Source organism: Streptomyces bottropensis ATCC 25435 (genome assembly GCF_000383595.1).
Taxonomy (GTDB): Bacteria; Actinomycetota; Actinomycetes; order Streptomycetales; family Streptomycetaceae; genus Streptomyces; species Streptomyces bottropensis.
Genome location: NZ_KB911581.1, coordinates 7,108,964 through 7,135,697 on the forward strand (window position 1 = coordinate 7,108,964; position 26,734 = coordinate 7,135,697).

The 26,734-nt window shown below is 72.5% G+C and carries 18 protein-coding genes; 13 read left to right on the forward strand and 5 right to left on the reverse strand.

Translation table 11 applies throughout. The annotated features are described in order from the left end of the window. Positions 1–74: 74 nt before the first annotated feature. The 5 genes from STRBO_RS0131625 to STRBO_RS0131645 all read left to right on the forward strand — a co-directional run bounded on the left by STRBO_RS0131625 (position 75) and on the right by STRBO_RS0131645 (position 6,526). A complete protein-coding gene (locus STRBO_RS0131625; RefSeq protein ID WP_005478899.1) occupies positions 75–1,493 on the forward strand; it encodes an SLC13 family permease in 1,419 nt (472 codons plus the stop codon). A 51-nt stretch (positions 1,494–1,544) separates the two neighbouring features. After that, entirely contained in the window at positions 1,545–3,032 is a 1,488-nt protein-coding gene (locus tag STRBO_RS0131630) for an acyl-CoA synthetase (protein ID WP_005478900.1), read from the forward strand. Next, positions 3,025–4,491 (forward strand): carboxyl transferase domain-containing protein, encoded by a 1,467-nt coding sequence (locus STRBO_RS0131635; protein ID WP_005478906.1) that lies wholly within the window; start codon positions 3,025–3,027, stop codon positions 4,489–4,491. Before STRBO_RS0131630 ends, STRBO_RS0131635 begins: the two co-directional genes overlap by 8 nt. Positions 4,492–4,729: 238 nt before the next feature. Continuing rightward, on the forward strand, positions 4,730–5,767 hold the full coding sequence (locus STRBO_RS0131640; protein WP_028796951.1) for a rod shape-determining protein: 1,038 nt from the start codon (positions 4,730–4,732) through the stop codon (positions 5,765–5,767). Positions 5,768–6,034: 267 nt separating this feature from the next. Continuing rightward, complete coding sequence (locus tag STRBO_RS0131645) at positions 6,035–6,526, forward strand: hypothetical protein (protein WP_202498806.1); 492 nt, start codon at positions 6,035–6,037, stop codon at positions 6,524–6,526. Between the two features lie 52 nt (positions 6,527–6,578). Here STRBO_RS0131645 and STRBO_RS0131650 read toward each other — a convergent pair whose 3' ends face one another. Continuing rightward, positions 6,579–7,493, reverse strand: coding sequence for a DUF4231 domain-containing protein (locus STRBO_RS0131650; RefSeq protein WP_005478910.1), 915 nt, complete (start codon positions 7,491–7,493; stop codon positions 6,579–6,581). 228 nt (positions 7,494–7,721) lie between these two features. Here STRBO_RS0131650 and STRBO_RS0131655 point away from each other — a divergent pair, with 228 nt between their 5' ends. The 5 genes from STRBO_RS0131655 (at position 7,722) to fxsT (ending at position 16,298) form a co-directional block, all read left to right on the forward strand. Then, positions 7,722–7,901 carry a hypothetical protein gene (locus STRBO_RS0131655; protein ID WP_005478914.1) on the forward strand — a complete coding sequence of 60 codons (180 nt, stop codon included), beginning with the start codon at positions 7,722–7,724 and terminating at the stop codon, positions 7,899–7,901. Positions 7,902–7,998: 97 nt separating this feature from the next. After that, complete coding sequence (fxsBH, locus tag STRBO_RS0131660) at positions 7,999–10,158, forward strand: radical SAM/SPASM protein FxsBH, inactivated beta-hydroxylase extension form (RefSeq protein ID WP_020115380.1); 2,160 nt, start codon at positions 7,999–8,001, stop codon at positions 10,156–10,158. Next, complete coding sequence (locus tag STRBO_RS0131665) at positions 10,151–10,924, forward strand: AAC(3) family N-acetyltransferase (protein WP_005478917.1); 774 nt, start codon at positions 10,151–10,153, stop codon at positions 10,922–10,924. The genes fxsBH and STRBO_RS0131665 overlap by 8 nt, the downstream gene beginning before the upstream one ends. 95 nt (positions 10,925–11,019) lie before the next feature. Then, positions 11,020–12,339, forward strand: a complete 1,320-nt coding sequence (locus STRBO_RS0131670; RefSeq protein ID WP_158690962.1) for a TIR-like protein FxsC — start codon at positions 11,020–11,022, stop codon at positions 12,337–12,339. Positions 12,340–12,347: 8 nt separating this feature from the next. Further along, complete coding sequence (gene fxsT / locus STRBO_RS0131675) at positions 12,348–16,298, forward strand: FxSxx-COOH system tetratricopeptide repeat protein (protein ID WP_005478920.1); 3,951 nt, start codon at positions 12,348–12,350, stop codon at positions 16,296–16,298. 50 nt (positions 16,299–16,348) lie between these two features. Here fxsT and STRBO_RS0131680 read toward each other — a convergent pair whose 3' ends face one another. After that, positions 16,349–17,251 carry an alpha/beta fold hydrolase gene (locus STRBO_RS0131680; RefSeq protein WP_005478921.1) on the reverse strand — a complete coding sequence of 301 codons (903 nt, stop codon included), beginning with the start codon at positions 17,249–17,251 and terminating at the stop codon, positions 16,349–16,351. Between the two features lie 277 nt (positions 17,252–17,528). Between STRBO_RS0131680 and kstD the strand changes: the two genes are divergently transcribed. Next, positions 17,529–19,337, forward strand: coding sequence for a 3-oxosteroid 1-dehydrogenase (gene kstD, locus STRBO_RS0131685; protein WP_005478922.1), 1,809 nt, complete (start codon positions 17,529–17,531; stop codon positions 19,335–19,337). Here kstD and STRBO_RS45740 read toward each other — a convergent pair. Further along, positions 19,334–20,857, reverse strand: coding sequence for a GNAT family N-acetyltransferase (locus tag STRBO_RS45740; protein ID WP_005478923.1), 1,524 nt, complete (start codon positions 20,855–20,857; stop codon positions 19,334–19,336). The two genes, kstD and STRBO_RS45740, sit on opposite strands and share 4 nt — an antisense overlap. 70 nt (positions 20,858–20,927) lie before the next feature. Here STRBO_RS45740 and STRBO_RS0131695 point away from each other — a divergent pair, with 70 nt between their 5' ends. Continuing rightward, positions 20,928–21,851 (forward strand): LysR family transcriptional regulator, encoded by a 924-nt coding sequence (locus STRBO_RS0131695; RefSeq protein WP_005478925.1) that lies wholly within the window; start codon positions 20,928–20,930, stop codon positions 21,849–21,851. A gap of 56 nt (positions 21,852–21,907) precedes the next feature. Here the strand turns inward: STRBO_RS0131695 and STRBO_RS0131700 are convergent, their stop codons facing one another. Together STRBO_RS0131700 and STRBO_RS0131705 are read right to left on the reverse strand one after the other, a co-directional pair. Beyond that, positions 21,908–22,468 (reverse strand): TetR/AcrR family transcriptional regulator, encoded by a 561-nt coding sequence (locus tag STRBO_RS0131700; RefSeq protein WP_005478926.1) that lies wholly within the window; start codon positions 22,466–22,468, stop codon positions 21,908–21,910. Positions 22,469–22,583: 115 nt separating this feature from the next. Further along, a complete protein-coding gene (locus STRBO_RS0131705; RefSeq protein ID WP_005478927.1) occupies positions 22,584–24,800 on the reverse strand; it encodes an MMPL family transporter in 2,217 nt (738 codons plus the stop codon). Positions 24,801–25,395: 595 nt separating this feature from the next. On the opposite strand from STRBO_RS0131705, the gene STRBO_RS0131710 reads away from it, so the two are divergent. Further along, on the forward strand, positions 25,396–26,712 hold the full coding sequence (locus STRBO_RS0131710; protein WP_245170631.1) for an FAD-dependent oxidoreductase: 1,317 nt from the start codon (positions 25,396–25,398) through the stop codon (positions 26,710–26,712). Positions 26,713–26,734: the final 22 nt, after the last annotated feature.

Consider the following 26,734-nt stretch of genomic DNA (forward strand, 5'->3'; position numbering starts at 1 on the left):
GCCACTCGTCCACTCCCCCACTCGCCCCGCTTGCTCAGCCCCTGTGTTTCCGGGACCCAACGACGGGAGCCCGCATGTCCCCCGAACTCATCTCGATCCTCGTCCTCGCCGTGGTGTTCGTCATCGCCACGACCCGTTCCGTGAACATGGGCGCGCTCGCCTTCGCCGCCGCCTTCGGGGTGGGCGAACTGGTCGCCGACCTCGACGCGGACGGCATCTTCGCCGGCTTCCCCGGAGACCTGTTCGTCGTCCTCGTCGGCGTCACCTACCTCTTCGCGATCGCGCGCTCCAACGGCACCACCGACTGGCTCGTGCACGCCTCGATCCGGCTCGTGCGGGGCCGGGTGGCGCTGATCCCCTGGGTGATGTTCTTCGTCACCGGCGCACTCACGGCGATCGGCGCGGTCAGCCCGGCGGCGGTCGCGATCGTCGCCCCCATCGCGCTCAGCTTCGCCTCGCGGTACGGCATCAGCCCCCTGCTGATGGGCGCGATGGTCGTCCACGGGGCCCAGGGCGGTGGCTTCTCCCCGATCAGCATCTACGGCACGATCGTCAACGGCATCGTCGAACGCGAGAACCTCCCGGGCAACGCGACAGCCCTCTTCCTGATCTCCCTGATCGCCAACCTCGTCATCGCGGGCGTGGTGTTCGTGCTGTTCGGCGGCCTGAAGCTGTGGAAGCGGCCCCCGGCCGAACCCGCACCCGACCCCGAGCGCCCCGAGGCCGCCCCCGCGACGCAGACACAGGTCGCCCCCGCGACCGGCCCGGCGGCGGGCACGCAGCCCGGTCCCGCGACCGGCCTCACCGTGGGCACACAGCCCGCTCCCGCGGTGGGCACCCGGCCCGCTCCCGCGGCGGGCACCGGAACAGCCCCCACGGCGGGCACCGAGGCGGTCCTCACCCCCGCCCGCATCGCCACGCTCGCCTCCCTCGCCGTCCTGGTCGTCGCGGTCCTCGCCTTCGACCTGGACGCGGGCCTCACCGCGGTGACCCTCGCCGCCGTCCTCAGCGCGCTCTGGCCGGACGACAGCCGCAAGGCGGTGGGCCAGATCGCCTGGTCCACGGTCCTCCTCATCTGCGGGGTCCTGACCTATGTGGGCGTCCTCGACGAGATGGGCACCATCACCTGGGCCGGCGAGGGCGTCGGCGGCATCGGCGTCCCTCTCCTCGCCGCCGTGCTGCTCTGCTACATCGGCGCGATCGTGTCCGCCTTCGCCTCCTCCGTGGGCATCATGGGCGCCCTGATCCCCCTGGCCGTACCGTTCCTGGCGCAGGGCGAGATCGGCGCGGTCGGCATGATCGCGGCGCTCGCCGTGTCCGCGACGGTCGTGGACGTGAGTCCCTTCTCCACGAACGGCGCGCTGGTCCTGGCCGCGGCACCGGACGTGGACCGCGAGCGTTTCTTCCGCCAGTTGATGGTCTACGGAGGGATCGTGGTGGCGGTCGTGCCCGCGGTGGTGTGGCTGGTGCTGGTGGTCCCGGGGTTCGGGTAGTCACCTGTGCGGTAGCGGTCCCCGGACGACGACAACCAAGGAGTACGAGACGTGTCCCCTCTCTTCCCGGCCCTCACCGGCGAAGCCCGGACCTCCGGGCGCCCCGCCCTGCGCTTCGGCGACCGGTCTCTGACGTACGCGGAACTCGCGGCCGTCACCGACCTCCTGGCGGAGCGCCTGCGGGGCGCCGGCCGGGTCGCCGTCTGGGCGACCCCCACGCTGGAGACCGCCGTGGCCGTGGTGGCGGCGCTACGGGCCGGCGTACCCGCAGTACCCCTGAACCCCAAGTCCGGGGAGAAGGAACTCGGCCACATCCTCGGCGACAGCGCACCGTCACTCGTCCTCGCCGCACCGAACGACGAACTCCCGTCCCCGCTCAGCCGGTTGCCACGCATCGATGTCGAGGTGGAGGCCGATGTCGAGGCCGAGGCGAACGGTGCGGGCGGCCGGCCCGCCCCGGCCAAGGAGCCGGCCGCCGAGGAAGACGCGGCCCTCGTCGTCTACACCTCCGGCACCACCGGCCCGCCCAAGGGCGCCGTCATCCCCCGCCGGGCCGTCACGACCACCCTGGACGCGCTGGCCGACGCCTGGCAGTGGACCGCCGACGACGTCCTGGTCCACGCCCTTCCCCTCTTCCACGTCCACGGCCTGATCCTGGGCGTCCTGGGCCCGCTGCGGCGCGGCGGCGCGGTCCGCCACCTCGGCAGGTTCGACACGGCCGCGGTGGCCCGGGAGCTGTCGGCCGGCGCGACGATGCTGTTCGGGGTCCCCACGATGTACCACCGCATCGCGGAGACCCTGCCCACCGACCCGGAGCTGGCGAAGGCGCTCGGCGGCGCCCGCCTCCTGGTCTCCGGCTCGGCCGCGCTGCCGGTGCACGACCACGAACGGATCGCGGCGGCCACCGGACGCCGGGTGATCGAGCGGTACGGCATGACGGAGACCCTCATGAACACGAGCGTCCGCGCGGACGGCGAGGCGCGCGCCGGCACGGTCGGACTCCCGCTGCCGGGCGTGGAGTTGCGGCTGGTCGAGGAGGACGGCACCCCGCTCACCGCGTACGACGGCGAGTCGGTCGGCGAGATCCAGGTGCGCGGCCCCAACCTCTTCACCGAGTACCTCAACCGCCCCGACGCGACCGCCGCCGCGTTCGCCCCCGACGGCTGGTTCCGCACCGGCGACATGGCCGTCCGCGACCCCGACGGCTACGTACGCATCGTCGGCCGCAAGGCCACCGACCTCATCAAGAGCGGCGGTTACAAGATCGGCGCGGGCGAGATCGAGAACGCCCTGCTGGAACACCCGGGGGTACGCGAAGCCGCCGTCACCGGCGAACCGGACCCCGACCTCGGCGAGCGCGTCGTCGCCTGGATCGTCCCGGCGGATCCCCAGTCCCCGCCCCCGGCCGGCGAGTTGGCGGCCCATGTGGCCACCCACCTGTCCCCCCACAAGCGCCCCCGACGGGTCCACTACCTCTCCGCCCTGCCCCGCAACGACATGGGCAAGATCATGAAGCGGGCGCTGAAGACGGATGAGTGAGCGGCGCGTGACGGCCCGCGAGGCCCTCGCCTCCCTGACCGACGACTTCACCGAACTCCCCACGCCCGAGCGGGAGTACGCCCCCGACGGCCCGCTCGCCTGGCACGGCTACGACACCTCCCGCGCCCGCGCCGCCGAGCGCACCGGCGAGGAGGAGTCGGTGGTGTGGGGGCGGGCGGTGATCGGCGGTACGGCGGCCGTGCTGATCTCCTTCGAGTTCGGCTTCCTCGGCGGCTCGCTCGGCGAACGGACCGGCGACCGTCTTCAGGCGGCGTACGCCCACGCCCGCGCGCACCGCCTCCCGGTCGTCTCCCTGGTCGCCACCGGCGGCAGCCGTATGCAGGAGGGCATGCGCGCCCTCAGCCAGCTCCAGCGCGTGGCACGCGAGTCGGCGCTGACGGCGGCTGCCGGGCTGCCCCGGATCGCGGTGCTCCGTGACCCCACGACGGGCGGCGGCTGGGCCACGCTCGGTGCGGGCGCCGACATCGTCCTCGCCCTCCCCGACGCCCAGGTCGGTTTCGCGGGCTCCCGGGTACGCCCGCCCGAGGCGGACCCGACGGCGTACACGGCGGAGTCCCAGCTCGCGGCGGGTTCGATCGACGCGGTGGTCCCCCCGACGGCCCTACGCCGCGTCCTCACCCTCTACCTGACCCTTCTGACCACCCCCTCCACCACCCCGGCACCTCCGCCCCACGCCCTCCCCGAGGGCCGCGGGCCTGCCAGGGGCGCGGGGAACCGCGCGACCAGCCCCCACCCACCCGTAGCCGCCGTCCAGCCGAACCCCCCGCCCCCGAAGGCACCCCTCCCCACCACCGGCTGGGAAGCCGTACAACGCGCCCGCTCTCCCCTACGCGCCCGCGCCGAGACCTACTTGGACACCTACTTCACCCGTCGAGTCCCCTTGCAAGGGGACCGCGCCGGCGGCACCGACCCCGGCATGCTGTGCGGCTTCGGTGCCCACGAGGGCCGTACCGTCGCCTACGCGGCCCAGTGCGGCACCGCGACGCGCCCGGCGGGCTATCGCACCGCCGCCCGTCTGATCCGTCTCGCCGACCGCCTCGGCATCCCCGTCCTGACCCTCGTCGACACCCCCGGCGCGGCGAACGACGCCGCGGCGGAACGCGAGGGCGCGGGCCCCGCCATCGCCGACCTCTTCACCGCCGTCGCCACCGCCCGCACCCCCCTCACCACCCTCCTGATCGGCGAGGGCGGCTCCGGCGGCGCCCTCGCGCTCGCCGCCCCCGGCAACACCTGGGCCACCCCGGACAGCTACTTCTCGGTGATCGCGCCGGAACTGGCGGCCGCCATCCTCAAGCGGCCGGAGGAACTGGTGCGGGCGACGGCGGACGAACTGCGCGTGCGCCCCCAGGACCTGGTGGAGCTGGGGGTGGTGCGGGGGGTCGTGGGGGAGCTAGCACGGGAGGGAGCCGAACCCGCGACGACGCGCCCACCCGACTGACGGGCCCCCGGCCGACCCCACCCCGCTCACACCCCTTTCCGGCCCGTCCTCCCGCTACTGCCGGGCCCTCGCCGCCTGACCTGCCGTCACCCGAACCACCCGTCCAGCGGCACCCCACCCGGCCCACCCCAGCGGGCAGTCCGGCGCCGGCCCGCGCACGATGCAAGGGAACCAGGGAACCGCCGACCGGTGGCGGCCCGCTCGGTCCGTGCTCTCGGGAGGATCCGCAATGACCGCGATGACCGCCAGTCTGGAGCAGCTGCGCCGCTGCCACTTCGGCGTCGATCTGGGAGCCGCGCGGACCCGCGTGTACGTGAAGGGCGCGGGCCTGGTGGTGGACCAGCCGAGCGTGGCCGCCGTGAACACCCGGACGGGCGCGCTGATCGCCGTCGGGGAGTTCGCCGAGAAGATGATGGGCCGTACGCCCGACTACATCCGGGTGGTCCGGCCCGTCGCCAGCGGCACGGTGGTCGACATCGAGATGGCCCAACGGATGCTGCGTCAGCTGCTGGGCGACCGGGTCCGCCGCAACCTGCGCCGCAAGCCCGTCCTGCGCGCGGCCGCCTGCACCCCGCACGACGCGGACCCGCTCGCCCAGCGCGCCACGATCGAGACCCTGGTGGGCCTCGGGGCCCGGCGCGTGGAGCTGGTCGACACCCTGATCGCGGCGGCCGTGGGCTGCGGGCTGCCCGTCGAGCAGCCCGAGGCCACGATGATCATGGTCTGCGGTGCGGGGGCCACCGAGCTGGCCGTCCTCTCCCTCGGTTCGGTCGTCAGCGCCGTACGCATCCCCGTCGGCGGTGAGGCCATCGACCACGCGATCGTGCAGCACCTGCGGCTGCGCCACGAACTGACGCTGCCCAGCCAGTCCGTACGACCGCTCCAGCTCGCCCTCTCCGGCAACGGCCTCACCCCGCACGGTCCCGCCTCCACCGAGATCCACGGCCTCGACGTGGCGACCGGGCTGGCGCGCTCCGTCCAGGTGGACACCGCGGCCGTGCGCGACGCCATCCAGACCCCGCTCACCGCGGTGGTCGACGGCATCGGCAAGGTGCTGCGCGACTGCCCGCCCGACCTGGTGGCCGACCTCGCCGACCGCGGCATCATGATGGTCGGCGGCAGTGCCCTCCTCCCCGGCTTCGACCAGATGCTCCGGCACGCCACCGGCATGCCGGTCAACATCGCCGAACGCCCCGACGTCTGCGCCGCCCTCGGCATCGGTGCCATGCTGGACGGCCGTATCGCCCCCATCAGCCTGGACCCGGTGGGCGACTGACGGCAGACAGGCGCGACCGGCGCACGGCCGCCCCGCCGTGCCATCGTGCCGCCACCGCTCGGCACCCGGCGGACACGTCTACGGCCATCCCGCCGAACATTCCCACCAGCCGCAGCACGCGGAGCGCGCGAGGGCGGTCGGCGCCACGGCGGTCGCCCGGCGGTCGCCCCCGTGAGCCCCACCGAACGCCCGTACGTGTCGTTCTCGCGGACGCCGTCCGACGCTAGGGTTACTCGGAGGAACGCGGCCACGGAGGTGAGCGCTCGGATGCCAGGCCACGTGACCCGGATCGGTATCACCGGACACCGCGAGATCCCGGACGCCGCCCTCCCCGCCGTCCGCGCGGGCCTGCGGGCGGAGTTGGGGGGCCGCCCCGCCACCACCCGGGCCCTCAGCAGCCTCGCCGCCGGCGCCGACCAGCTCTTCGCGGAGATCGCCCTGGAGAGCGGCCTGCAGCTGACCGCCGTGATCCCCGGTATGGACTACGAGGCCCACCTCGGCGACGACGAGGTCAGGGCCGCCTACCGCCGGCTCCTGAAGTGCTGCGGCGAACGCGTCGAACTGCCGCGCGAACGCACCCACGAGGAGGCGTACCACGCGGCCGGCCGCTACATCGTCGACCACGCCGACCGCCTGATCGCCGTCTGGGACGGCGACCCGCCCCGTGGCCTCGGCGGGACGGCCGACATCGTCGACTACGCCCGCCTCACGTGCGTCCCGGTGACGGTGCTGTGGAGCCCGGGCGTACGCCGCGCCTGACGTCCCGTCTCCCCTCCCGCCTCCCGTCCCGTTCGCCGCCTCGCCGTGGCGGTCAGGACCCGAACCGCACCAGCCAGTCCGTGTGCTGGGGCGAGACGACCCGCTCCGCCTCCGCGACCGCGTCGGCCCAGCCGTCCTCACCGACCGTGGTGCTCATGGCGACGCGCAGGGTGTCCAGGTCCTGTTCGACGAGCTTGTGCGCGTACGTCAGCGGCCGGTGCCGCCGGACCTCCTGCCAGGCGACGCCCGCGGCGGCCGCGGCGCTCAGCACCCCGGTGGGGTCCCAGCGGCCGTCGATCGTCCCCAGGGCCCGCAACACGGCGGTGACCAGCGCCAGCAGCGTCAGAAAGGTCGTCATGCCCGACCATCGCACGGACGAGCGATGCGCCTCCCCGGCGCTGTTGCCGTACCAGGAGAGCTGTTCCAGGACGCGGTCGCGGAGATAGATGTCGCGCCGCGCCGCGAACGGCTTGGCGCGGACCGCGCGCATCATGGGCGTGATCTGCCCGAGCCCGAGTTCGGTGACGGCCTCCCGGGGGTCGTCCCACCCGACCTTGCGCAGCTCGCTGAGCCGTTCCTCCAGCCGCTCCGCGAACAGCGCCTCGGGATTGACGAGCCGTGAGGGGAACGGCCCGCCATGCACCATGAACTGCCAGGCCAGCGACTTGACCACCTCGGCCGCCGCCCGATGCGCCTGCCACTGCACCCGGGCACGACGACGGGACGCGTAGACCCCGATGCCCATCGTCAGGGCGTACAGCACGGCCGCCACGGCCGACGGCACCCGGCTGCCCATCCGCTCGGCCAGGGAAGCGGTCGCGGTGGCGAGCAGCAGCACGACCAGCTGCGTGCGGACGACCTTGAAGGATTCCCCCTGATGGGCCACCGCCTTCTCGTCGCACACATGGAACAACGGGGACAGGTCTCGATCACTCACCGTGGTGCTGGGGCCGGGCGTCGCAGCCATGCACACCTCGTACGGATGCCGAAGTCGACGGAACGGTCATGCTCTCGTCAATCTTGAATTCGCGCCAGGCCGCCTCCCGCTCATATCGCGCAGCGAACACCTGTCGGCGCATGATAGAAACGCGCACGTCTGTAGTCTGTCGTCCCCCCTCATGTCCGAGCCTCGACCAAAAGGATCTCGTCAGCAAGGGACCGATGACAGCGTCCCTTTTTTCGAACTGGAGCGACGATGAACCTTTCCCTCACGAAGACGGCACGTGGATCGGACACCACCCGGTCGGCCCACAGGAGGCTCACCCCGCTCGCGACGGTCGCCGCACACGAGCCCCGTACCCAGCGTTCCACCGGACGGGTGACGGACGCGCGCGACCTGGACCTCGCCAGGCAGGGCTTCACCTCCAGCATCTGACACGGGCCGGCCGGGGCCTCAACCTCCTTGTTGATCAAGGAAGTTGGGCCCCGTCGTCATGTCTTCCCCGGATGGCGCGAGGGCTTACACTGCCGAAGTGAGGGACCCCGCGATCCAGCAACTGGTACTCAAGATCCACAGTCGGTGCGACCTGGCGTGCGACCACTGTTACGTGTATGAGGCCTCCGACCAGTCATGGCGTTCGCGGCCGACCGTCATCTCCGAGGAAACCGTCGTCCAAGTGGCCCGACGCCTCACCGAGTACGTGCTGGCGAGAAATCTGGATTCCGTCACCGTCATTCTGCACGGCGGTGAACCGCTCCTTGCCGGACCGGCTCGGCTCCGGCGAATCTGCGCGGAACTCACCCGCGCCCTCGCCCCGGTCACCGCCCTCGATCTGCGTATTCACACCAACGCCGTACGGTTGAACAGAGATCATTTGCAGATCTTCGACGAATTCCGGGTAAAGGTGGGGGTCTCGCTCGACGGCGACCGTGTCGCCAACGACCGCCACCGGCTCGACCGTCGGGGCCGCAGCAGCTACGACCGGGTCCTGCGGGCGATCGAACTCCTCCGCCTCCCCGAACACCGGCATCTGTACCAGGGCCTTCTGTGCACGGTGGACGTGGCCAACGACCCGGTCGCCGTGCACGACGCGCTGACCTCGCTCGATCCGCCCCGGATCGACTACCTGCTCCCCCACTCCACCTGGGACTTCCCGCCCCTCGGTCAGCAAGCCGGCGGACCGCCGACGCCCTACGCCGACTGGCTCCTGAGGGTCTTCGACCGGTGGGAGGAACAGGGGCGCCCCATGCCGGTGCGCACCTTCGAGTCGGTGCTCAGCACGCTGCGCGGCGGCCCCAGTCTCACCGAGGCACTGGGGCTCGCGCCGTCCGACCTGGCCGTGATCGAGACCGACGGCACCTTCGAGCAGGCGGACTCGCTCAAGACGGCGTACGAGGGTGCCCCGGCGACCGGCTACGACGTCTTCCGGCACGGTTTCGCGGAGTTCGCCGAGCATCCCGGTGTCCGGGCCCGCCAGCTGGGCATCGCCGGCATCAGCGACACCTGCCGCCGCTGCCCGGTCGTGGAGTCCTGCGGCGGCGGCCTCTACGCTCATCGCCACAGCGCGGAGAAGGGCTTCGACAACCCTTCGGTGTTCTGCGCCGACCTGCGGGGCCTGGTGGAGGGCATCGCGGAGCGGATCACCGACCACGCGCTCCACCCGGCGGTCACCGACGCCGAGGAACTGCGGCTGGCGCAACTGCGGTTGGACCGGGACCTGCTGGCCCGGGTCAACGCGCGGCTGGCGGGCGACCCCGACTGGGACGCGGCCTGGCGGGTGCTGGTCCGGCTGGACGCCGACGGCGCCACCGCCGCGCACCTCAACACCGTCCTCGCCCACCCGTATCTGCGGACCGTGCTGCGCCGCTCGCTGGACGGCCCCGCGGACCTCCCCCGACTGCTGGCGGCCGTCACGGCGGGCGCCGTGTCGGCGGGCGCGGAGGCCGCCCTCGCCTGGCGGCAGCCCGGCCCGGACCTCCACCTGCCCACCCTCGGCACCGTGCGGCTGTCGGGCCCCGGACGGGTCGAGTGCGTGAGCACGGCGAACGGTCTCCAGGTGCACGGCACGGGGGACGACGGCAAGGAACTCACCGCCGAGTGGCGGCCGTCGGAGACGGTGGAACTCCTCGACGGACCGGCGCTGCTCCTCGACGACGCCGATCCCTCCCGCGACCGCTTCGAGGCGCCGGTCACGGACCCCCTGGCTCCGAGCGACCTGGCCCTCTTCGTGAAGCGGCTGCAGGCGGCCCACGAGGCGCTGGACTCGCGGGAGCCCGGCTGGCGCAAGGCCGCCGACGCACTCGTCGTGACCACGATCACCCCGCTCGCCCCGGGCTGCGGACTACGGCTCGGCGCCCACGCGTTCGGCGCGCTCGGTGTGGCCGTCGACTTCGAGCCGGACGCGTTCGTGCGGGAACTGCCGCTGCTGGGGCGCAGATCCAGGCTCGCGGCCCTGCGGGAGGTCACGGATCTGTGCGTGCCGGGCAGTGACGCCGGGCGGTTGCTCGACGAGGCGAGCGAGTGCGTGGCAGGGCTCGCCGCGGCCCCGCGCGACACCGCCGCGTCGCTGCGCCGACAGGCGGAGGACGCCCTGGACAGGCTCGTCTCCACCTCCTCGGGCCGTCACCTCACGTCGAGCGGGCTGCACCTGGTCGACGAGCTGCGAGCGGAACTGGCGGTGGCGCATGGCTGACGCGACTCGGCCGCGCGACGCGCTCGCCGGCATCGGTGTCCGGCCCGGTGGTGTCCTCATGGTCCACTCCTCGTTGCGCGGCACCGGATGGAGCCCCACCGAGGTACGCAACGCCCTGCTGGACACGCTCGGCCGCGACGGGACACTCGTCGTCCCCGCCTTCACCCCGGAGAACTCCGACACCTCCCCCGCCCATCACCGCCGTACCGAGGGGATGACCGAGCGGGAGAAGGCCGAGTTCCGCGCGTCGATGCCCCCGTTCGAACCGAACGCCACCCCCTGTCCCACCATGGGCGCGCTCGCCGAGTGTGTGCGGACCACTCCCGGGGCGGTGCGCAGCGCGCATCCACAGACCTCGTTCGCCGCGATCGGACGCCGGGCCGAGGAGCTTCTCGCCGGCCACGACCCGTACTGCCACCTCGGTGAGCGGTCCCCGTTGGCGGCGCTGTACGAGGCGGGCGCGCAGGTGCTGCTGCTGCGGGTCGGCTTCGAGGTGTGCACCGCCTTCCATCTCGCCGAGTACCGGATGACCCCGCCGCCGCCCACCCGGACGTATCGCTGTGTGGTGGAGGACAAGGGCAATTGGATCGAGTATCCGGATCTCTCTTTGTTCGACGGCGACTTCGCGGCGATCGGCGCTCGACTTCCGCATGCTTTGTTCACGGAAAGGGAGTTCGCGGGAAAACCGACGTTTCTGTTCGAGATACGCGATGCTGTCGACACGGCACGGCATCTGATGTCCGGATATCGCTCTGAAATGACGTGAAACGAGCCATGTGCCCAGGGGTTGATCGGGCACATTGTTGGTTCCGGCTGGAGGGCGCCTGGGCGGGGGCACGAGGCATCGAAAGGCGGGGGCGTGTGGACACATCTGCGCGGGGGCGGGCTCCGGACAATCGGCCGTACTTCTTTCTCAGTTACGCGCACACACCGCCTTCGGGACCCGACAGCGGCGATCCCGACCACTGGGTGCACCTGCTCTACAAGGATCTGTGCGCGGACGTCCTGGCCCTCACCGCTCATCCGCGGGGGACGCCCGCGGGATTCCTGGACCGGGAGATGCGGTCCGGGGAGGGCTGGCCCGACCGGCTCAGTGAGAACCTCGCGCACTGCCGGGTGTTCGTCCCGCTGTACTCGCCCCGCTATTTCTCCAGCGACAACTGCGGACGTGAGTGGTTCGCCTTCGACGAGCGCATACGCGAGGCCCGCAACGCGGGCCTCGGTGACATCCCGGCCATCGTCCCGGCCCTGTGGACGAGCATGGATCTGGAGAACCTCCCCGAGTCCGTACGACAGATCCAGGTCGAGCGCTCCCAGTACGGGGAGCGCTACGCGTCGTACGGGATCTACGGGCTGATCAAACTCAAACGGCTGCGGGACGAGTACGAGGAGATCGTGTTCGGTCTCGCCCAGCGGATCGTGCAGGTCGCCGAGAACACCCCGCTGCCGTCGAGCCGGCCCCGGCCCTACGAGTCCACGCACAGCGCGTTCCGGCCGCACGGCGAGGGGCCACGCCGTATCCACCTCACCGTGGCCGCGCCCAGCCGGAGTTCGGTCCCGGAAGGCCGCGACGCCGTCCCCTACGGCGAGGACGCCACGGAGTGGAACCCGTACCACAGCGAGTCCAGGCGACCGCTGTCCGCACTGGCCGAGGAACTGATCCGGTCGCTGGACTACCGGATCACCGTGTCGGACTTCGATCTCCCGGATCCCGGCACCGACGGTCTCACCCCGGCCGACACCGAGGCCGACGGCACCGGGCAGCCGCTCGAACCCCATCCGGGCATCCTGCTGCTCGACCGCTGGGCGCTGCTCGACCGGGACCGGCGCCACCGGCTCAAGTCGTTCGACTCGGCCGCTCACCCGTGGGTCGGTGTGATCGTCCCCTGGAACCGCCTCGACCTCCAGTGCCGCGGTGAACAGGGCGAGCGGCTGAAGGAGCAGCTGGAGGACACCCTGCCGGTGATCCTGGAGCGGGGGCGCCGCGCCAAGTGCTGGGCGGCGGTCAACGGCGTACCGACGCTGAAGCAGTTCACCGAGATCCTGCCGGTGGTCGTGGCCCAGGCGACCCGGCAGTTCCTCAGACACGCCAAGGCCCACCCGCCCCCCGGCCCGGTCACCCCGAGGCCCCGGCTGAGTCTCGCCGATCCGACCTACCCCGATGCGGATTCCGACGACTGAGGAGAAGCATGACGGCCCGTAAGGACGGACGCATCATCACCTTCTACTCGTACAAGGGCGGTACGGGCCGCACGATGGCCCTCGCCAACGCGGCCTGGATCCTGGCCGCCAACGGCAAGCGGGTCCTGGCCGTCGACTGGGACCTGGAGGCACCGGGCCTGGACCGCTTCTTCCAGCCGTTCCTCGATCCGAGCGTCCTCGCGTCCACCACCGGCGTGCTGGACATGATCACCGAGTACTGCTGGGCCGCGACCACCGGAGGCCCGCGCAGCGGACCCTGGCACCGGGACTACGCCCGGGTCGAGCAGCACGCCGTGTCCCTCGGCCCCGAGCGGCTCGGGCTGTCCTTCCCCGAGGGCGGCTCGCTCGACTTCCTGTCGGCCGGCCGGCGGAACCGGGAGTACTCGGCGACCGTGTCGTCGTTCGAATGGGACAACTTCTACGAGCGGCTGGGAGGCGGCCAGTTCCTGGACGCCCTGCGCGAGGACATGAAGGGGTCCTACGACTACGTCCTCATCGACAGCCGCACCGGCCTGTCGGACAGCGCGGACATCTGCACCATCCAGATGCCCGACGTGCTCGTCGACTGCTTCACGCTCAGCGGTCAGTCCCTGGACGGGGCCGCCGCGGTGGCCCGCAGCGTCGAGGGCGGCCAGCACAAACGGCGGATCAGGGTGCTGCCGGTGCTGATGCGCATCGACGAGGGCGAGAAGCGGAAGGTCGACGCGGGCCGGGCCCTGGCACGGCTGCGGTTCGAGGGGCTGCCCAGGGGCCTGGACGGCGAGGAGCTCGGCGCCGAGCAACAGGACGCCTACTGGGGCGCGATGGAGATTCCGTACGTCCCGTTCTACGCGTACGAGGAGACGCTCGCCACCGTCGGCGACAAGAGCAACATCGCCAACTCCCTGCTGTCCGCCTTCGAACGGCTGACGAAGGTGATCTCCGACGGCGAGGTCACCGCGCTCCCACCGATCCCCGAACCGGTGCGCCAGCGCTGCCTGGAGGCGTTCACCCGGCGGCAGCCGATGACGGACATCCTCATCGTGTACGCGGCGGAGAACCGGATGTGGGCGGACTGGGTGGAGGCCGTCCTCAGACAGGCCGGGTGCAACGTCACCCTGCACGACGTCTCCACCGGCCCCCCGGAGCGCCTGGACACCGCCACGCGCGCCCTGCTGCTGGTGTCCCACGCCTTCCAGAAGTCCCGGCACGCCCAGTCGGTCTGGCGCTCGCTGGCCGACACCGCCCTGGCGATGCCACGCGCCGCCACGGTGCCGCTGCGCGTGGACGAGGTCCGTTTCCCCGACGCGTACGTCGACCACGAGCCGGTCGACCTCTACCGGTTCGACGCCGGCCAGTGCGTCTCCGCCCTGCTCGGTGCCCTGAAGCTGCCCGAGCGGCCCGACGACCTCGTGGTCGTGGAACCCCGCTTCCCGGGCAGCGCGCCGACCGTGTGGAACGCGCCGCAGCGCAACACCACGTTCACCGGCCGCAGCCGCATCCTGGACGAGCTGCGTGAACAGCTGCGGGGCGGGGTGTCGGCCGTGGGGAGCCAGCCCAAGACCCTGTTCGGTCTCGGTGGCGTCGGCAAGACCCAGGTCGCGCTGGAGTACGTGCACCGGTTCATGGCCGACTACGACCTGGTGTGGTGGATCTCCGCCGAGCACGGCGACGGCGTCACCTCCGCCCTCGCCGAACTCGGCGCGCGCATCCACGCGCCCGGCGGCGACGACATGACACTGGTCAGCCAGGAGACCGTACGGATGCTCGCCGAGGGGGTGCCGACCAAGCGCTGGATCCTGGTCTTCGACAACGCCGACAACCCCGAGGAGCTGACCAGGTTCTTTCCGCAGGGTGGCGGCGGTCACATCCTCGTCACCTCCCGCAACCAGACCTGGGAGCAACGGGGCACCTCGCTGCCCGTCGACGTCTTCCCCCGGCACGAGAGCGTCGAGCACCTGTCGCGGCGCGCCCCCGGACTGAGCGCCGACGAGGCGGACCGGGTGGCGGAGGCGGTCGGCGACCTGCCGCTGGCGGTGGAGCAGGCGGCCGCCTGGCTCGCCGAGACGGCCACTCCCATCGAGGAGTACCTGCGCCAGCTGAACGAGCAGACCACCGGTGTTCTGGACCTCAACCAGCCCGCCGACTACCCACAGACGGTGGCGGCGACCTGGAACATCTCCATCACCCGGCTGCGGGATCGCTCGCCCGCCTCGGTGCGGCTGCTGCAGCTGTGTGCCTTCATGGCCCCCGAGCCGATCTCCTCGCACCTGCTGTACAGCCGGGAGATGCTCGACGAGCTGAAGAAGGTCGACCCGAGTCTGCAGGAGAGCCTGATGCTGGGCCGGGTCATCCGGGAGATCGGCCGCTTCGCCCTCGCCAAGGTCGACCAGGCCAGCACCAGCATCCAGGTCCACCGTCTGGTGCAGGCCGTGATCCGCTCCCGGCTCACCGAGGAGGAGCAGCGGCAGGCCCGGCACGTGGTCCACACGATGCTCGTCGGTGCCCGTCCGCCCGGGGACGAACCCATCGACGATGCCGAGACCTGGCCCCGCTTCGCCATCATCTGGCCGCATCTGAACGCCTCCGAGCTGCGCGACTGCCACGAGGTCGAACCCCGTCGGCTGCTCATCGACCGGGTCCGCTACCTGTGGAAGCGCGGCGACTTCCCCGGTGCGCGCAGACTCGCCGAGGACCTGCTGGCGTACTGGAAGGAGACGCTCGGCGAGGACGACATGCAGTACATGTACCTGCACGGCCAGCTCGCCAACGTGCTGCGCACACAGGGGCGTTTCGTGGAGGCACGCGACATCGACGAGGAGGTGCGCGAGCGGCAGCTGAGGGTGCTGGGCCCCACCCATCCCCACACCTACGTCACCACCTCCAGCCTCGCCAGTGACCTCGCCGCCCTCGGCGAGTACACCAAGGCGGTGAAGCTGGCCCGCGAGGCCCATCAGGGGTTCAGCCAGATCTTCCACGAGTCGCACGGCCGGACGCTCAACGCCGCGAACAACCTCGCGCTCGCGCTGCGCATGGTCGGTCACTACGACGAGGCCCGCGACGTCGACCAGGACACCTACACCCGTCGCCGGGAGGTTCTCGGGCCCGACCACCCCTACACGCTGATCTCGGCCCAGGGACTCGGCCGCGATCTGCGCGAGGTCGGCCGCTACACCGACTCGGTGGCGGTCCTGTCCGAGGCGTACGAGATTCACAAGCGGATTCTCGGCAAGGACTTCCCCGGCACGCTCAGCTGCGCCAAGTCGCTCGCCGTGTCGCTGAGGCGGGCGGGTCAGTTCGTGGACGCGCATCGGCTGACCCGGGCGACGCTCACCCAGTACCGGACCCAGTACACGAGGGACAAGTACCCGGAGCCGATCCCCGACTCGCTCGCCTGTGAGCTGAACCTGGCGGCCGACCTGTACGCCGCCGACGAGCCGGACCGGGCGCGCGAGACCGTCCGGAGCGTGTTGGAGCACTATGTGCAGGTGCCGGGCAGGGAACACCCCTACACCCAGGCCGCGCTCAACAACCTCGGCATCTACCTGTGGGCCTGCGGGGACGCGGAGGAGGCCGAGGAGGTGTTCCAGCAGGTCACGGAGCGCATGGCGGCGGGGCTCGGCGAGGAGCACCCCCACACCCTCTTCGCCCGCGCGAACCACGCCAACGTACTGGCGGAGAAGGGGCGTCCGGAGGAGGCCTGGGCCCTGGAGGAGCCGGCCCGCAACGTCCTGAAGTCCCTCCTCGGCCCCCAGCACCCCGAGACCCTCGCCGTCGTCAGCAACTCCGCGTTGACGCTGCGTGCCCTGGGCCGCGAGGAGGAGGCCCAGCGCCTGCGAGAGGCGACCCTCGCGGAGCTGCGCCGGCTCGGCCAGAAGCTGGGCGAGGGCAACGGGATCACCCGTCTGGTGGGTCAGCGGCGGCGGGTGTACCGGGACCTGGAACCGCTGGCCGTGTGAGGAGGCGCGCCCGGTGTCCTCGGGCACGGCGGACCGGGCGAGCGGCCCGTTCACGCCGCCGCCGGCTCCGTGGCGGTGAGGAGCCAGCTCAGGACGCCCGGCAGGGCCCGGATCGCGGCGAAGTGGGCGGCCGCGGGTTCGTAGACGGTGACGGCGCCGGGGATGCGGTCGGCGAGCCAGGAGGAGTGGGCGGAGGGGGTGAAGACGTCCTTTCCGGCGTGCCAGAGCAGGACGGGGACCCTGATCTGCGCCGGGTCGAAACCCCAGGGGCCGGTCAGCGCGAGCGCGTCGTCGATCCAGCCGTACGGCGAGGTCCGCAGCGCCTCGTGGTAGTTGCGCAGCAGCATCGACCGGATGCCGTTGTCCGAGACGATCGCCCGGTCCTCGTCGGTGAGATCGCCGCGCAGTTCGTCGAGCAGCCGGGCGGGGTCGGACCGGATGGCTGCCGACCGGGGAATGAGCTGGGCGACGAAGCCCCGGGGGTCGGTGAGGACCGAGCGGAACTCACGGACGTTGTGCGGGGCCATGCCGGCGAACCAGTCGAGTCCCTCCGCGTCCTGCGGCGCGAGCGTCACGAGTGCGGCGGCCCGGGTCACCCGGTGGGGCAGCAGAGCGGCACAGGCCAGCGCGTGCGGGGCCCCGCCGGACCGGCCCACGACGGCGAAGCGGTCCAGCCCCAGCGCGTCGGCGACCACTTCGACGTCCCTCACGACATCCACGACCCGTCGTCCCGGTCGCCGGTCCGAACCGCCGTACCCGGGGCGGTCGTAGCTGATCAGTCGAGCGCCGCGGTGATAGAGGAAGATGGACCGGGGTCTCGGTCCCACCCTGCTCCCGGGCATGCCGTGCAACAGGAACACCGGCCGTCCGCCCGGATCCCCCGCGCACTCGACCCGCAACCGCCGCCCGTCGGCCGTCCGGACCTGGTCCGGCGTCCGTACGAGGTCATGCACAGCGTCCCCCTCCCCCCGGTCCGCAGACCGGGACCACGCTGCCCGAACATTTCCCGCGCGCCTACCCCGCGAAACGAACACGCAGGTCAAATGGGGCCTACGCAGGGCCTGAGCAGGGCCTGAGCAGCGGAATCTGATGAAGCGTCAGTACACGTCTTGACTTCACCACCCCTTCCCGTCAGATTCGAGGCTCCGCACACCGCCCGGCGCGAACGGGACCGTCGCCGCCGCGGCGGCAGCACGGCCACCATCCCTTCGTGAGGCTGGAGCGTCCGGCATGTCCAAGAGCGCGGATCCTGAGGCACGTACGGGGGCGGAGGCCGGCCCCAGTCGGCGGCGGGTGCTCGGTACGGCCGCGGGGGCGGGAGCCGCCGTGGCGGCCGGTGGGCTCGTGGGGAGTCCGGCCGTGGCCGCCGCCCCGCCGGTCCTCGGCACCTACGACGTGGTCGTCGTCGGCTCCGGCGCGGCCGGGATGACCGCCGCGCTCACGGCGGCGAAGCAGGGGCTGAGTTGTGTCGTCGTGGAGAAGGCGCCGACGTTCGGGGGGTCGGCGGCGCGGTCGGGGGCCGGGATCTGGCTGCCCAACAACAGTGTGATCAAGGCGGCGGGGGTGCCGGACACGCCCGCCAAGGCGGCGCAGTACCTCGCGGCCGTGGTCGGGCCCGAGGTGCCCGCCGACCGGCAGAAGGCGTTCCTCGACCACGGGCCCGCGATGCTGTCGTTCGTCATGGCCAACAGCCCGCTGAGGTTCCGGTGGATGGAGGGGTACAGCGACTACTACCCGGAGCTGCCGGGCGGGCTGGCGAACGGGCGGTCCGTCGAACCGGACCAGTTCGACGGGAACCTGCTGGGCGACGAGCTGGCCCGGCTCAATCCCGCCTATCTGGCGACTCCGGCCGGGATGGTGGTGTTCAGCGCCGACTACAAGTGGCTCGCGCTGACCACCGTGAGCGCGAAGGGCCTGGCCGTCGCGACCGAGTGCCTGGCCCGGGGGACGAAGGCCGCGCTGCTCGGGCAGAAGCCGCTCACCATGGGGCAGGCGCTGGCGGGCGGGCTGCGGGCCGGACTGCTCGGCGCCGGTGTGCCGGTGTGGCTGAACACCCCGCTGACGGACCTGTACCTGGAGAACGGGGCCGTGGCGGGAGCGGTCGTGACCAGGAACGGCTCCACCGGGCTGGTCCGCGCCCGCAAGGGTGTCGTCGTCGGCTCCGGCGGCTTCGAGCACAACGCGGCCATGCGGGCGCAGTACCAGGAGCAGCCGGTCGGGGCGCGGTGGACGGTGGGGGCGAAGGAGAACACCGGGGACGGGATCCGGGCCGGTCAGCGGGCCGGTGCCGATCTCGCGCTGATGGACGACGCCTGGTGGGGGCCCGCGATCGACACTCCGGGTGAGGCCTGGTTCTGTCTCGCCGAACGCACCCTGCCCGGTGGGCTGTTGGTCAACGGGGCCGGTGCGCGGTTCGTCAACGAGGCGGGGCCGTACAGCGACGTCGTCCACACGATGTACGAGAAGGACACGTCGTCCGCCTCGCACATCCCGGCCTGGCTGATCGTCGACCAGAACTACCGCAACCGGTATCTGTTCAAGGACATCGTGCCGACCTTCCCGTTCCCGGACGAGTGGTACGACGCCGGGGCCGCCCACAAGGCGTGGACGATCGACGCGCTGGCCGGTGCGATCGGTGTCCCCGCCGCCGCCCTGCGTTCCACCGTCGACCGCTTCAACTCCCTTGCCCGGCAAGGGGACGACACGGACTTCGGGCGGGGCGACAGCGCGTACGACCACTACTACACGGATCCGTCCGTGCGCCCCAACTCCTGCTTGGCGCCCCTGTGGCTGCCGCCCTTCTACGCCCTGCGGATCGTCCCGGGCGACCTCGGCACCAAGGGCGGCCTCCTCACCGACGCGCGCGCCCGCGTCCTGCGCCCGGACGGCACGGTGATCGCCGGTCTGTACGCGGCGGGCAACGCCAGCGCCGCCGTGATGGGCCGCAGTTACGCGGGCGCCGGTTCGACGATCGGGCCCGCGATGACGTTCGGCTACGTGGCCGCGCTGGACATCGCGGGGAAGCTCCAGGGGCGCTAGGGGGTGTCGCCCGGCACCGTCTCTTCGAGCCGGAGGTCGATGTACGGGATCGTGTCCCCGTCCAGCAGGTAGCGCTCGGTCTCGACGAATCCGTGGCCGAGCGCGAACCGCAGGCCGTCCTCGTTGGACGCGAGGACGCAGGTCTCGATCACCCGGGCGTCCAGCTCCCGCGCCCGCCGCACCGCCCGCTCGTACAGCCGCTCGCCGAATCCGCGCCCGCGATGTTCGGCGAGCACGCGCGCGATGACCACGGCCGTCGCCGTGTCCGGGCCGGGAGGGCGGACCGTGGAGTTGCCCACGAGAACGCCGTCGGCGTACGCGAGTGCCAGGTCGTTGCGCGCGGCCCGCTGCCGGACGTCGTCGAGCGAGAGCTGATGCGGGGGGATGACCGTGTTGTGGACGTACCGCCAGGCTTCGAGGTCCTCGTCGCTCGCGGTGGCGTCCAGGCGCCTGATGTCGAGGTCGGTCATGGGGGCAGCCTGGGCGGGGTCCGCGCCCGGCTCGTGGACGTCGTCGGTGTCGCCGTCGTCGTCGAGGAGGGCGTACGCCCGTACCGGAAACGTGCCCATGCCCTCGACGGCCGGGGGCGCGGCGTGGAACCGGAAGCCCCGCGGGGGCAGTCGGTCCAGGCCCCGCAGGTGTTCCACCACGGGGATGCCGGCGGCGAGCAGGCCGGTGTGGGCGGGGCGGGTGCCGTCGTCGGTGTCGTCGATGTTGAGGGAGTCGATGCCGACGAGGGCGGCGCCCCGCTCGACGAGCAGGGCGACGGCTTCGGCGGTGAGGTAGGGGTGGCCGTGCCCGTACCGGTCGGTGCCCCAGTGCCGGTCCCAGCCGGTGTGGATCAGCACGGCCCGCCCGGAGACGTCGTACGGCAGCAGCGCCTTGCGGTCCACCGCCCGGCTCCCGGTGTCCTGGACGCGTACGACGACGCCGTCGAGGTCGGTGAACCTGTCGATCGGCAGCGCGGCGAGGTCGTGTCCGGCGCCGAAGCGGTGGAAGGGGCTGTCGAGGTAGGTGCCGGTGTTGGACACCATCGAGATACGGCCGATGGCGAACTCGGTGCCGGGCGCGTAGACCTCCCGTGAGGCGTCGCGCGTGAGGTGCTCGCCGATCTCGGGGCCGGGGAGCCCGGGGTAGGTGGTCATGCCGTGCCGGATGGTGTGGCTCAGGTCGACGATCCGGCGGGCGCCCTTCCCCCGTACGGGCTCGCGCGGCCCGCCCGCGGTGTCCGTCACGCCCCGCGACCCCTTGTGCGGCTCCCGCACCGCTTCCCGGCTCCTGATGTGCACCTTGTCGACCATGAGCAGCCCGAGGTGCCGGACGAACGATTCGGCCAGTTCGCCGTCCCCGATCTCCGCGTCCGGTACGTCCAGCAGGAAGCCCCGGGTCTCCAGTCCGCCGCCGTTGCCGAAGACCACCTCGGCGTCGAACCGGATCCGCCACTGCCCGCCGGTGCCGCTCCGGTCGCCGTCGCCGTGTTGTGCGGCGCTTCCGCCCTGGTCGTCGCTGTGCTCGCTCATGGCCCGATCCTCCCTGCAGTCCCACTTCACCACAAGCAAGATTTACTGAAGCGGCACTACAGTGCCGCTTATGGAACTGGATCCTCGCCGGCTGCGCGTCCTGCGTGCGGTGGCGTTGCGCGGCGGGGTGGTGGACGCGGCGAAGGTGCTGCATCTGACGCCCTCGGCCGTCTCGCAGCATCTGGCGCAGCTGGAGCGGGAGGTGGGACAGCCGCTGGTGGACCGTTCGCGGCGCCGGGCGGGGCTGACCCCGGCGGGGCGGTTGCTGGCGGCGCGGGCCGAGCGCATCGAGCAGGAACTGGCCGAGGCCCGCCGGGAACTGGCCGAACTGACCGGCCGCACGACGGGGCCGGTGACGGTCGCCGCGTTCTCCTCCGCGGTGTGCCATCTGCTCGTCCCCGCCCTCGGCGCCCTCGCCCGCACCCATCCGGGGCTGGAACCGCGGGTGGTGGAGGCCGAGGGCGCCGAGGTCCTGCGCGATCTGCGCACCGGAGGGCTGGATCTGCTGGTCGTCGAGTACGACGGTGACGATCCCGATCCGGACGAGCAGTGGCGCGACCTGGCGTCCGCGCCGGTCGCCGACGACGCGTACCGCGTGATCACCCCCGCCGACTGGTCCCCGCCGCCCCGTTCGGTCAGGGACCTCGCCGGGCGCCCCTGGGTCACCGCCCCGCCCGGCACCGCCTGCGGTCGCGCCCTGGCCCGTATCTCCGCCCAGTACGCCTTCACCCCGCTCCGCGCGCACACGGCCCTGGAGTTCCCGACGGCCCTCGCCCTGGTCCGGGCGGGCCTCGGCGCGGCCGTCGTCCCCACGCTCGCCCTCACCGACGCCCCGCCGGAGACCGTGGCCCTCCCGACGGTCCCGGTCGCCGGTCATCGCCGTATCGCGGCGGTCTGGCCGGCCTCGCCGTCCGGCCCGCAGCCCCGGACCTCGGCTCTGGTCGAGGCGCTCCGGCTCGCCGCGGTGCGACTGGGGCTGCCGCCCGCGCCCTGACCGGGCGGCAGCCCCAGTTCGTCACGAGGGTTCCGGGCGGGGCCCCGCACCGGCCGTCAGGGCGTCTTGATGAGCGTGTGGATCGCCCGGCCGAACGCGTCGGGGTCGGCGTCGTCGCCCATGGCCAGGCGCAGGGTGTATCCGGTGAGGAGGGCCAGGAGCACGTTCGCCGCGCCGGTGGCGTGCGGGTCGTCGGAGAGTCCGTGCCCGGTGCGTTCGTCGCGGATGAGGTCGGCGGCCTTCGCGTGGGCGGTGGCCAGGTGGCGGCGGACCTGTTCCGCCAGGCTCGGGGAGACGGCCGCCTCGCCCCAGATCTGCGCCATGAGCCGCGCGTGCTCCCGCCCGTCGCCGGTGCCGTGGACGCGCTCCGGCGACGCCGACAGGTCCGGCGAGGTGACGTGGTCCAGCGCCCGGTGGATGGTGTCCTCGCACACGGCCCGCACGAGGTGGTCCTTGCTCGGGAAGTAGCTGTAGATCGCCCCGCTCGACAGTTGGGACCGCGCGACGATGTCGCCGGTGGAGGCCCGCACGAACCCCTTCTCGGCGAACACGGAGCGGGCGGCGTCCAGGATCTGCCGGCGCCGGGCGTTTCGATGGGCCTCGGTGACCTTCGGCATGGGCGGGCGGCCTTTCGTCGTCGTGGACGCGTGGGTTCTTCGCTGATCACGAGGCGCTCGGGTCCGGGGCCGCCTACGGCCCCGGGCCCGAGTCGCGCCGCCCGGCCGCGGACCGTCAGGCGACGGGTGCGGAGGTCTTGTCCGGAGCCTCCGGAGCCGGAACCTGAGCGGGTGCGGGGGCGGGATCGGGGGCGGTGGAGTGTTCCATCCGGTCGAGGCGGAGCGCGCGGTGCAGGGCACGCAGAGGGGACGGGGCCCACCAGTTGGCGGCGCCGAGGAGGGCCATGAGGGAGGGGACGAGGAAGGCGCGGACCACGGTCGCGTCGATGAGGACGGCGAACGCCGCGCCCAGGCCCAGTTCCTGGATGAACACCAGCCGGGACATCGCCAGCGCGCCCACCGGCACACAGAACAGGACGGCAGCGGAGGTCACGATCCCGCCGGTGCGGGACAGCCCCTGGGCCACCGCCTCACGGTTGTCCAGGCCCTGCGCCCGGGCCTCCTTGATCCGGCTCAGCAGGAAGACGTTGTAGTCCGTGGAGAGTCCGAAGGCGAGCGCGAAGACCAGGACGGGCGTGGTGGCCTCCAGCCCGGTCTGCGCGGAGAATCCGAGGTTGCCGTCCTGGAAGACCCACACCAGGAAGCCGAACGCGGCGCCGGTGGACAGCAGGTTCATCAGCAGGGCCTTCAGCGGCAGCACCACCGAGCCGGAGAAGGCGAAGAGCAGCAGCAGGGTGACACCGACCAGGATGCCGCCGGCCAGGGGCAGGCTGTCGCCGATGCTCTGACGCTGCGCCAGGAAGTCCGCCGTCCGGCCGGTGTAGCGGGCGGGGTAGGGGGCGGCCAGGTCCTGGACGGCGTCGACGGCGTCCAGGGACGTGTCGGCCAGGGGGTCCTCGGTGAGGACGGCGTCGATCTCCCAGTGCCGGTCGTCCAGTTCGACGGGGGTGCCCACCGCCTCGACGCCGGGTACGGCGCCGATCCGCTCCGTGTAGTCGCCGAGCCGGGTGGTGTCCGGGGCGCCGCCGGTCTCCAGGACGATCTGCAGGGGTGAGGTGGCCCGGGAGTCGTACTCCTCGTCGAGCACCGCGGCCACCTTGCCCGCACTGGTCTCCTCGGGCAGGAGCGTGGGGTCCACGCCGGTGAAGCGGACGCCCAGCAGCGGCGAGGCGATCACCAGCAGCACGGCCGTGGCCAGCAGGGCGAACACCGCCGGGCGGCGCATCACGGTCTGCGCCAGGCGGTACCAGCGCCCTTCGGTGGCCCCCGAGGCACCGGCCGTACGCTGCCAGCCGCGCGGGGCGAGGGAGTTGACCCGCCTGCCCAGCACGGCCAGCAGCGGGGGCAGCCCGAGCAGGGCGAACAGCGCGGCGGACACCACGGTGATGACGCCGGCCAGCCCCATGGACCGCAGATACGGCTGCGGGAACGCGGTCAGCGCGGCGAGCGCCGCGGCCACTGTGAGGGCGCTGAAGAGAACGGTGCGGCCCGCGGTGGCGACGGTGCGCAGCACCGCCTCCGCGCCCGGTCCCCGCTCCGCCAGTTCCTCGCGGTAGCGGGAGACGAGCAGCAGGCCGAAGTCGATGGACAGGCCGAGCCCCAGGGCGAAGGCGAGGCTCATGGCGCCGGTGGAGACGTTCATGAACTCGGTGGCGACGCGCAGGCCCGCCATGGTGAGCAGCAGCGAGACGATGCCGCCCAGCAGGGGGATCAGGGCGGCGACCAGCCCCCGGAAGACCAGGAAGAGGACCACCAGGATCACCGGGGTGGCGAGGAGTTCGGCCTGGGTCAGGTCGGTGTCCGAGACCTCGGCGACCTGGACGTGGCCGGGAGTGGCGCCGCCGAGCCAGGTGCGGCCGCGCAGGGCGGGATCGTCCTCGATGGCCTTCTGCAGCTCCGCCTCGGCCCGTACGCTCTCGGCGTCCGTCAGGGATCCCACGGACCCCACGACCACGGTGCTGCGACCGTCACGGGCGATGAGCGCGGTGCCGTCGGGGGAGGTGTAGTCCACGACCGACTCGACCTCGGGGCGGGAGCGCAGCAGCGCCACGGCGGCGGTGACCGCCTTCGGCGGGGCGGTGGTCGCCTCGACCCGCTCGTCGGTGCGTACCAGCAGGACGTGGCCCTGCTGGGGGTCGCTGCCCGTGGCCCGTTCGATGATCTCGCGGGCCGCGACGTTGCCGCCGCCCGGGTCGTCGTAGTCCGAGAGGCCGTTGGAGAGTTTCTCCGCCACGGTGCCGCCGTAGACCGTGGCCAGGGCGGTGACCAGGAGGGACAGGAGGAGGACGGCGATCCTTCGGCGGTGAAGGGCCGAGCCCAGAGCGGAGAACATGTTTCCTTCCTTCTTCCTCCCGCCTGCGGGCCGTGATCCGCAGGGCCGTGGAGGATGCGCTGGCTGCCCGGGACGGGCTGGTGGGGGGCACGCGGGCGGGCGCGGTGTCCGCATCGGCCGGGACGCTCCCGCCGACCGTCACGCGCGACGGCCAGCATCGGGCACGGCGCTGTATTCCCACTGAAGCCCGGGCGCCAGGCCTCGTGGGCCACGTGCGGCAGCCCTGTGGGCCGGTCCGGCAGCCCGTGCGCCAGGACCGACAGTCCTGTACGCCGGGTCCGGCAGCCCGTGCGCCAGGACCGACAGTCCTGTACGCCGGGTCCGGCAGTCCCGTGGGCGCGCGCGGCGGCGAAGGACGCAAGACCGGCTTTAGGAGGCGCCCGAAGCATGGCGGCGCCGCGTACGACGAGCCTCGGCCGGGACCGCCCCGTGTCCGGCCGGCCTGCGCCACGGCGCGGTGCGGCTCCGCCCGGGAGTGCCCCGGGCGGAGCCGTCGGGGAGGCAGCCGACGGGGCGCGACACCGTCAGGGCTTCCCCCTGGGCCGTGAGGCCGACTTCTCCCCGACGAGGGGCCGACGTGCAGGAGGGACAGCCCGTGACGGGATCTGACAGGGCCAGGCCGGCCGGGAACGCGGCGGTGCACACCCAGGTGTGCATCATCGGCGGCGGACCGGCGGGGATGACACTCGGCCTCGAACTGGCCCGCCGCTCGGTCGAGGTCGTCGTCGTGGAACAGAGCGGCCACTTCGACCGCTCTTTCCGCGGTGAGTCGATCTCACCCGACTCGGTGTGGCTGCTGGAACGTCTGGGGATCCTGGACAAGGTCCGGGACCAGACCCTGGAAACCCGCCGGATGCAGATCATGGACGGCGGCCGGGTGGTGCTGGACGCCGACTTCTCCGCGTTCGACCAGCCGTGCCGCTACCCGATGGAGCTTCCGCAGCCGCCGCTGCTGACGGCGCTGGCCGAGGAGGGTGCCTCGCTTCCGGGGTTCACCCTGCTGCGGCGGAGCACCGCGGTGGAACTGCTGCGGGACGGCGAGGCGGTGACCGGCGCCCGGGTCCGGGGCCCCGACGGGGAGGTCGAGGTGCGGGCCGCGCTGACGGTGGGCGCGGACGGCCGGTTCAGCAAGGTGCGTCAGATGGCGGGCCTGCCGTTCGAGAAGATCCCGCTGGAGCGGGACTTCGTCTGGTTCAAGGTGCCGGTGCCCGAGGCCTGGGACCCGCACACCTACCGGGTACGGATCCGGGGGAACCGGCACGGCCTGTTCATCCCCACCGTGCCCGACCTGGTACGGGTCGGCTTCAACATCCCCAAGGGCGGCCTGCGCGAGATGCGGGGGCAGGGCCTGCCCGCGCTGTACGAGCGGATCGACGAGCTGGCCCCCGAGATCTCCCGGGAGGTGCGGGAGTCCGTCACCAGCTGGTCCGACACCTCCATGCTGGACATCTTCACCACGGTCGTGTCCCGCTGGTCCATGCCCGGCCTGGTACTGATCGGCGACGCGGCGCACACGCTGACGCCGGTGCTCGGACAGGGCGTGAACCACGCCATCACCGACGCCGTGATGCTCGCGCCCCTGGTGGCTCCCGTCCTGCGGGGCTCCGGTGACCACCGGTCGGCGCTGCTCAGGGCCACCGAGCGTTTCCAGCACGAGCGGGAGCCGGCCGTGGCCCGCTCCCGTGACCTGCAGTTGCGCCAGGAACGCGCGTTCGCGCTCTCCGGCACCGTGCCGGTGGCGCTGCGGGGGCTCGCCTACCGACTGGTGAGCTCCAACGACGCCCTGAAGCGGCGGATCGTCGCGGGCATCTACTACCCGCTCCAGGAAGCGCACCGCACCGGCCGCACCGTGGTGCGGGTGGCGCCCACCGTGCCCGCCGCCCGTCTCGGCGCCGACCCGTCCGACGTCTGACCCCGCGGCCTGCCCGGCCGCC

Bases quoted from the DNA above. Each gene is read 5' to 3' on its own strand.
- STRBO_RS0131625 (WP_005478899.1), top strand. From the start codon at position 75: ATGTCCCCCGAACTCATCTCGATCCTCGTCCTCGCCGTGGTGTTCGTC.
- STRBO_RS0131635 (WP_005478906.1), top strand. From the start codon at position 3,025: ATGAGTGAGCGGCGCGTGACGGCCCGCGAGGCCCTCGCCTCCCTGACC.
- STRBO_RS0131640 (WP_028796951.1), top strand. From the start codon at position 4,730: ATGACCGCCAGTCTGGAGCAGCTGCGCCGCTGCCACTTCGGCGTCGAT.
- STRBO_RS0131645 (WP_202498806.1), top strand. From the start codon at position 6,035: ATGCCAGGCCACGTGACCCGGATCGGTATCACCGGACACCGCGAGATC.
- STRBO_RS0131650 (WP_005478910.1), bottom strand. From the start codon at position 7,493: ATGGCTGCGACGCCCGGCCCCAGCACCACGGTGAGTGATCGAGACCTG.
- STRBO_RS0131655 (WP_005478914.1), top strand. From the start codon at position 7,722: ATGAACCTTTCCCTCACGAAGACGGCACGTGGATCGGACACCACCCGG.
- STRBO_RS0131665 (WP_005478917.1), top strand. From the start codon at position 10,151: ATGGCTGACGCGACTCGGCCGCGCGACGCGCTCGCCGGCATCGGTGTC.
- fxsT (WP_005478920.1), top strand. From the start codon at position 12,348: ATGACGGCCCGTAAGGACGGACGCATCATCACCTTCTACTCGTACAAG.
- kstD (WP_005478922.1), top strand. From the start codon at position 17,529: ATGTCCAAGAGCGCGGATCCTGAGGCACGTACGGGGGCGGAGGCCGGC.
- STRBO_RS45740 (WP_005478923.1), bottom strand. From the start codon at position 20,857: ATGAGCGAGCACAGCGACGACCAGGGCGGAAGCGCCGCACAACACGGC.
- STRBO_RS0131695 (WP_005478925.1), top strand. From the start codon at position 20,928: ATGGAACTGGATCCTCGCCGGCTGCGCGTCCTGCGTGCGGTGGCGTTG.
- STRBO_RS0131700 (WP_005478926.1), bottom strand. From the start codon at position 22,468: ATGCCGAAGGTCACCGAGGCCCATCGAAACGCCCGGCGCCGGCAGATC.
- STRBO_RS0131705 (WP_005478927.1), bottom strand. From the start codon at position 24,800: ATGTTCTCCGCTCTGGGCTCGGCCCTTCACCGCCGAAGGATCGCCGTC.